Source organism: Streptomyces sp. H39-S7 (assembly GCF_027158205.1).
In the GTDB taxonomy this organism is placed as follows: domain Bacteria; phylum Actinomycetota; class Actinomycetes; order Streptomycetales; family Streptomycetaceae; genus Actinacidiphila.
On sequence record NZ_JAPVLU010000070.1, the window covers coordinates 23369 to 29592 of the forward strand.

Here is a 6224-nt window from a genome sequence, read left to right on the forward strand (position 1 = left end):
GCCGGTGTGACTCCCGCGCGGCCGGCACCGGCCGAGAGGGCGGCCGAGGCGGAGAACCGGGAGCTTCGCCGACGGGTTGCCGGGCTGTAGCAGGGGCGCGCGATCCCGCGCCGGGCGATCGAGTCTTCGCGGGCGCGGGCGACTGGCGAGGAGTTCTCGGGTCGCGCCGGTGAGCGCGGGACGCATGAGGAGGGACGGTGCACCGCCTTGTGCCGGCCGCCGTGCGCGAATCCGCCGTGAGCGTCCTCGTCCGGGCCGCCCGGCGCCCTGCGTATGCCGTCCAGCGCAGGCAACGTGCAAAAGATGGTCTTGCGCACGGTGCGCTCCCTTCGTCGCCGGGCAGACGAGGGGAGCGCACCGGGAGCTCGTCGCCAGAAGGTCTGCGGCGTCTCCTGGCGACGAGGCGGCGACAGGTCCGGGATCAGTTCGCGGTGCAGAGGAGCGTCGGAGGGGTGCTGGTGCCGCTGAAGGTGCCGAGGAAGCCGAAGGACCTGCTGTCGCCGGCGGACAGCGAGCCGTTGTAGGGCATGTTGCCGGCGGTCACGGACGCCCCCGACTGGACGACAGTGCCGTTCCAGGCGCTGGTGATCTTCTGGTTTCCGGCGTAGGTCCAGGTCACCGTCCACGAGGTGATGGCTTTCGTGCCGGCTCGAACGGTGACGTCGGCGGTGAAGCCGGAGCCCCAGGAGTTGGTGGTGGCGTAGGTCGCGGTGCAGCCCTCGTCGCCCGGCCCGGTGGTACTGGCGGTGGTGACGCCGAAAGGGGCAGAAGCAGTGGAGAGGTTGCCCGCGGCGTCGTGGGCCTTGATCGTGTAGCCGTAGGCGGTGGCGGCGGTCAGACCGGTGTCGAGATAGGTGGTGTCGCTGGTGGTGCCACCGACCCGGGTTCCGTCGCGGTAGACGTCGTAGCCGGTGACGCCGACGTTGTCGATCGAGGCGGTCCAGGACAGGTGAACGGTGGAGGAGGTCGCCGTGCCCGTCAGGCCGGTCGGTGCGGCGGGGGCCCTGGTGTCGCTCCCTCCGCCGCCGGTGTGCTTGAAGTCCCCCAACTCGTCGAGCGTGATGACGTACGGATCGTCGTAGACCCGTTGGAGGAAGTCGAGGGAGTTGCTGGTGCCGTCCTGCTCGGAACCGCCCCAGGCCACGAAGTAGGACCAGTCGGCCTGGTAGGCGCGCAGCAGGTCCGGGTCAGGGATGGTGCCCACCTCCGACAGCGCGGCCACCTTCGTGTCGCCGGTCAGCGACAGCTCCCGGTCGTAGGTGACCGCGACCGGACCGTGGTCGCCTGCCGTGGGGTAGGAGTCCGCGCTGACCAGGTCGACGACGTCGGCGCCGGGGTACCAGTCCGGGTCGACCGAGTTCCACACCCAGATCAGGTTGTGGATGCCGTCCACCGTCGTGAGCCGCTCGTGCATCAGCCGGTACAGCGCCTTGGCCGGGCCGGGGCCCTTGGCCCCCCACCAGAACCAGCCGCCCTCGGCCTCGTGCAGCGGCCGCCACAGCACGGGCACGCCCGCGTCCTGCAGGCGCCGGAGCTGGACGGCGATGGCGTCGATGTCGCGCAGCAGCAGCTGGTAGTCCGCGCCTGAGGGATCGGCGAGGGCCGCGGCCACGTCGAAGGTCGTGGCATCGGTGTAGAAACCGCGCCACCACTCCTTGCCGGGCTGGTCGATGAGGCCGCTGGGGGCATTCCAGTGCCAGCACAGACTCACCATGCCGCCCCGAGCGTCCCAGGCGAGGGCGTTGTCGGTGTCGTGTCCGACCGTGCCACGCTCCACCCGGCTCGGCGAGTAGTCCATCAGGTCCAGGCCCTCGATCGCCGGGGCCTTGCCAGTGGCGTTCTCCAGCCACTGTTCGTGGGCAGCGTCCTGCTGACCGCTGAGAATGCCCTTGCCGTAGTTGGCGGCCAGGTACTTGGCCATCGACGTGGCCTCCGGCGTGGCCTGAGGGTCGCTCAGCTCGCCGGTGGCGGCATGTGGCGGGCGCGGCGGTGCCGGTGCGAGCGAGATCGAGTCGATCAGGTACCAGCCCCAGTCGTTACTGATGGTCACGGTGTTGGCGCCGCTCTTGAGCAGCACGTTGCCTGCCGCCACGTCGGAGAACCCATCGGTGCCCGGCAGCGATATCTCGCCCACGCCGGCATCGTTGACCAGAAGATTGGCCTTCTTGTCGCCGTAGGGGCCGGCGTAGTGCACCGACAGCGTGTACAGGCCGCCGGGATGGTCCGGCACGGTGATCGTCACGCTGTCGCCGGCCTGGTCGAAGCCCTCGACGTAGCCGGTGCCCTGGAAGCCGGGGACCGACGTGCCGACGGCGACGCCGTTCAGTACACCGTCCTCGGCCTGGTACGCCTGGGTGGCCGGAGGGTCCGCGGCCTGCGCATGAGCGGGCTGCTGGATCGCCGCCGCCGACAGCGCCAGCGCGCCGGACACCAGTAGTCCGCATAATCTGCGCTGAGGTGTTGGGTGGGGGGACAAAGATGCCTCCTCGTGCTTCGTTGGGAGGGCGCGACTCCGCTATGGGAGCGCTCCCATATAGCCAGGACGACATCCATCCGTCAAGCAGTCCGCCAAGCGACCCGCAGGAGAGGGGGCATGGGGGTGTTCCGCGATCCGAGGAGAGCCTCGGCCCGGCACGTCGGGTGGGCGCTCGGCGCGCCACCCTGCCGTCACCGCCGTCGGCGATCGGCAGCACGAACTCCTCCAGGACCTGCATGCCCGGTCCGCCCTGGCCCGTGGATCCACCGCAGCGCACCGTTGGGTCCCCCGAGCCGCCCTCGGCGGTGATCGAAGACGAACCATGCCTCGACTTGAATCTTTCGATCGTTTGGTTGACATATTTCATACGATCATTATTCGATCGATAGGATCATTGACGCGGTCCAACCCCGGCCGTAGGTTCAGGCGCATGCCTGTCACTGAGAGCGGTGCCTGGTGGCGCTCCGCGGCCATCTACCAGATCTACCCACGCAGCTTCGCCGACGGGAACGGCGACGGCACCGGCGACATCGTCGGAATCAGAGCACGGCTGGACCACCTGCGCGGGCTGGGCGTGGACGCGATATGGATCAGCCCCTGGTACCCCTCCCCCATGGCTGACGGCGGGTACGACGTCGCCGATTACCGCGACATCGACCCGCTCTTCGGCACGCTGGCCGAGGCCGAGGCGCTGATCGAGGAGGCCCACGCCGCCGGCATCCGGGTCATCGTCGACATCGTGCCCAACCACTGCTCGGACCGGCACCCCTGGTTCCAGCAGGCGCTGGCCGCCGGTCCCGGCTCGCCCGAGCGCGACCGCTTCTGGTTCCGCCCGGGCTGCGGCGAGGTCGGCGATCTCCCACCCAACGACTGGCAGTCCAATTTCGGCGGCGCAGGATGGCGCCGGATCACCGAGCCGGACGGCACCCCCGGCGAGTGGTACCTGCACCGCTTCGCTCCTGAGCAGCCCGACTTCAACTGGGAGAACACCGAGGTCCGCGCCGAGTTCGAGTCCGTGCTGCGGTTCTGGCTCGACCGGGGGGTGGACGGCTTCCGCATCGACGTGGCCGACAACCTGGTCAAGGACCCGGCCCTGCCCGACGTCGCCACCCTCCCCGTCGGCGGTCCCCGGCCCTGGGACGACCAGGCCGGGGTCCATGAGATCTACCGGGAGTGGCGCAAGATCCTCGATTCCTACGGACGTGACGCCGTCCTCGTCGGAGAGGTGTGGACCGCCAACCCGGAGCGATTCGCCCGTTACCTGCGCCCGGACGAACTGCACACCGCCTTCAACTTCCCGCTGCTGCAGAGCCCCTGGGAGGAGGGAGCCCTGCGCCGGGTCATCGACGCCACGCTCGCCGCACACGCACCGGTCGGCGCCACTGCGACCTGGGTCCTGTCCAACCACGACACCACCCGCCACGTCACCCGCTACGGACGCACCGACACCTCGTACGCTCTGGACGGTCGACGGGTCCACGGCGTCCCCGTCGACCTCGCCCTCGGCACCCAGCGGTCCCGGGCCGCGGCACTGCTGACGATGGCACTGCCCGGCTGCGTGTACGTGTACCAGGGAGACGAACTGGGCCTGTGGGAGGTGGAGGACATTCCGGACCACCTGCGGCAGGACCCCACCTTCGCCCAGTCCGGCGGCACCGACCTGGGGCGCGACGGCTGCCGGATCCCCCTTCCCTGGGGCGACGCGCAGGACAGCGCCGCCGTGCCCTGGTTGCCGCAGCCCGCCGCCTTCGCCGCGTACAGTGTGGCCGCGCAGGCAGGCGACCCGGACTCGATGCTGGAGTTCTACCGGCGAGCCCTGCTCCGGCGCCGCTCCGAACCTGCCCTGCACTCGACGGAGTTCGCCTGGCTGGACGCCGGGCCGGGCGTTCTGGCCTTCGACCGCGGGGGCGTGCGCGTTCTGGCGAATCTCTCGGACCACAACGTTCCGCTGCCGGCGCACACGGACCTCCTGTTGGTCTCCGGCCCCCTTGATGAGGGCACGCTGCCGCCGGACACCTCCGTGTGGCTGCGCTGAGCACGCGCAGCAGGGCATCCGCCCCTGGACATCCGGGACACGAGCCCGGGAGCCACGGGGGTCGACGCGGAGGTAACCACACCCACCGGCAGACCCGGCAGGTCGACGGCTGCCGCTTCATGGTCCTGCATGCCGTCGCTGAACAACGCCGGGCGGTCACCCGGACGCGGGTCGAGATCCTCAGGAGCTCCACGTGAGTCACCTTCGTTGCCACGCTCGATGTTCCGAACCAGGTCGTGGAACACCTCGCTCGTCTGCTTGCCGCATGCCGGCGTCGCTTGGGAACCCCGCGCCGCGGTAGAGCACTGGGTCCGTTTCCGGCAGGCGGCGGTGCTCGTGCTCCGCTGATTCCGTGAGCCGGGTGCGTGCGCCGCCTGGCCCGCGCCGCCGGAATCCCCCAGGCCACCGGCTACCGATACCTGCACGAGGGCATCGACGTCCTCGCCCCCAAGGCTCTTGACCTGCGCGATGTCCTGACGCGCCACCAGAAGCGGGCGTGACGCATGTGATCCCGCAACTCCTAGGAGTGGCCGGCGTCCACGGCTCGGGTGACGTCGGCCCAGTCGTCCAACTCACGCAGGCGTGCGGTGAGGGCGCCGCGAAGGCCGTCCTCGGCCGCGCGCCCCAACGCCAGCCGCAGGGGCGGCTGCTTGGCGTCCACGGCGGTGAGAACGGCTGCGGCGACGCGGGCGGGATCGGCGAACGCGTCGGGGGGCAGCTCACCGAGTGAGCTCTGAACTGCGCGCACGGTCCGGTCGTAGTCGGGGACGGGTTCGGTGAAGGCCAGATGGGACAGGAAGCCTGTGCCCATGTAGCCCGGCTCGATCAGGGTGAGCTTGATGTCCAGGGGGGCGAGTTCGGCCGCCAGAGCGTCGGAGAGCCCTTCGAGTGCGTACTTGCTGGCGGCGAGCAACCCGACACCCGGGTGCGCCGACTGCCCGTAGAGCGAGGATCCCTGGAGTACGTGGCCCGATCGCTGCCGGCGCAGGACCGGCAACGTCGCACGCAGCACGTTCAGCGGGCCGAAGACGTTGGTGTCGAAAATAGCCCTGGCCTGTGCGTCCGTTGCCTCCTCGACCGCGCCGAACAGTCCGTATCCCGCGATGTTGGCGACCACGTCGATGCGCCCGAAGGCGCCGAGGGTCCGCTCGACGGCACGACGGGCCGCGCCTTCGTCGCGGACGTCGAGTTCGAGCGCGATGACCTGGCCGGGGTAGCGGTCGGCGAGCTCGGCGACCGACTGCGCCCGGCGAGCGGTGGCCGCGACGCGGTCGCCACGGTCGAGGGCGGCGATCGCGAGTGCGTGGCCGAGGCCCTGGGAAGCGCCGGTGATGAACCAGACACGGGCAGGGTTCGTGGTGTTTCCGTCAGCTGTCATGGTGATGACCATAGGCATCTAGCTCATAACTATCAAGCCCGATGTAGACCTGCTGTCTATGGCCATCGGATCTGGCACCTCTCCTCCTTCGAGTACAGTGGGGCCCATGGCCATGGACTCGAGTGGGACGACGACGCTGAGCCCTTCGGCGGCGGCCGAGGTTGTCCTCACGTTCGTCAACACCCGTGCAATCGACGGTAGCCGGGAACAGCTCCTCGACGGCGCGGCCTTTGCGCAGTGGCTGCGGCAGGAGGATCTGGTCGACAGCGCGTCGCTCGTCACGGACGCGGATGCCGCCGCCGCGCGTGAACTGAGGGACGCTCTGGTCGTCGTGC

Annotated in this window: 5 protein-coding genes and 1 pseudogene; 3 read left to right on the forward strand and 3 right to left on the reverse strand. The window is 69.9% G+C overall.

Features of this window, described 5'->3' with window-relative positions; genetic code table 11:
* Positions 1–200 precede the first annotated feature (200 nt).
* Both O3X23_RS44065 and O3X23_RS39315 read right to left on the reverse strand, forming a co-directional pair.
* Positions 201–317 (reverse strand): annotated as a pseudogene (locus tag O3X23_RS44065) (dihydrofolate reductase family protein); the annotation flags it as partial.
* 104 nt (positions 318–421) lie between these two features.
* Positions 422–2431 (reverse strand): glycosyl hydrolase, encoded by a 2010-nt coding sequence (locus O3X23_RS39315; RefSeq protein ID WP_269278611.1) that lies wholly within the window; start codon positions 2429–2431, stop codon positions 422–424.
* 475 nt (positions 2432–2906) lie between these two features.
* Here O3X23_RS39315 and O3X23_RS39320 point away from each other — a divergent pair, with 475 nt between their 5' ends.
* Positions 2907–4511 carry a glycoside hydrolase family 13 protein gene (locus tag O3X23_RS39320; RefSeq protein WP_269278613.1) on the forward strand — a complete coding sequence of 535 codons (1605 nt, stop codon included), beginning with the start codon at positions 2907–2909 and terminating at the stop codon, positions 4509–4511.
* 365 nt (positions 4512–4876) lie between these two features.
* A complete protein-coding gene (locus O3X23_RS39325) occupies positions 4877–5011 on the forward strand; it encodes a hypothetical protein (RefSeq protein WP_443048115.1) in 135 nt (44 codons plus the stop codon).
* A 20-nt stretch (positions 5012–5031) separates the two neighbouring features.
* On the opposite strand, the gene O3X23_RS39330 is transcribed toward O3X23_RS39325, so the two are convergent.
* Positions 5032–5889 carry an SDR family NAD(P)-dependent oxidoreductase gene (locus O3X23_RS39330; protein ID WP_269278616.1) on the reverse strand — a complete coding sequence of 286 codons (858 nt, stop codon included), beginning with the start codon at positions 5887–5889 and terminating at the stop codon, positions 5032–5034.
* 106 nt (positions 5890–5995) lie between these two features.
* On the opposite strand from O3X23_RS39330, the gene O3X23_RS39335 reads away from it, so the two are divergent.
* Positions 5996–6224: ABATE domain-containing protein (locus O3X23_RS39335; RefSeq protein WP_269278619.1), on the forward strand; the 229-nt coding region annotated here is incomplete at its 3' end.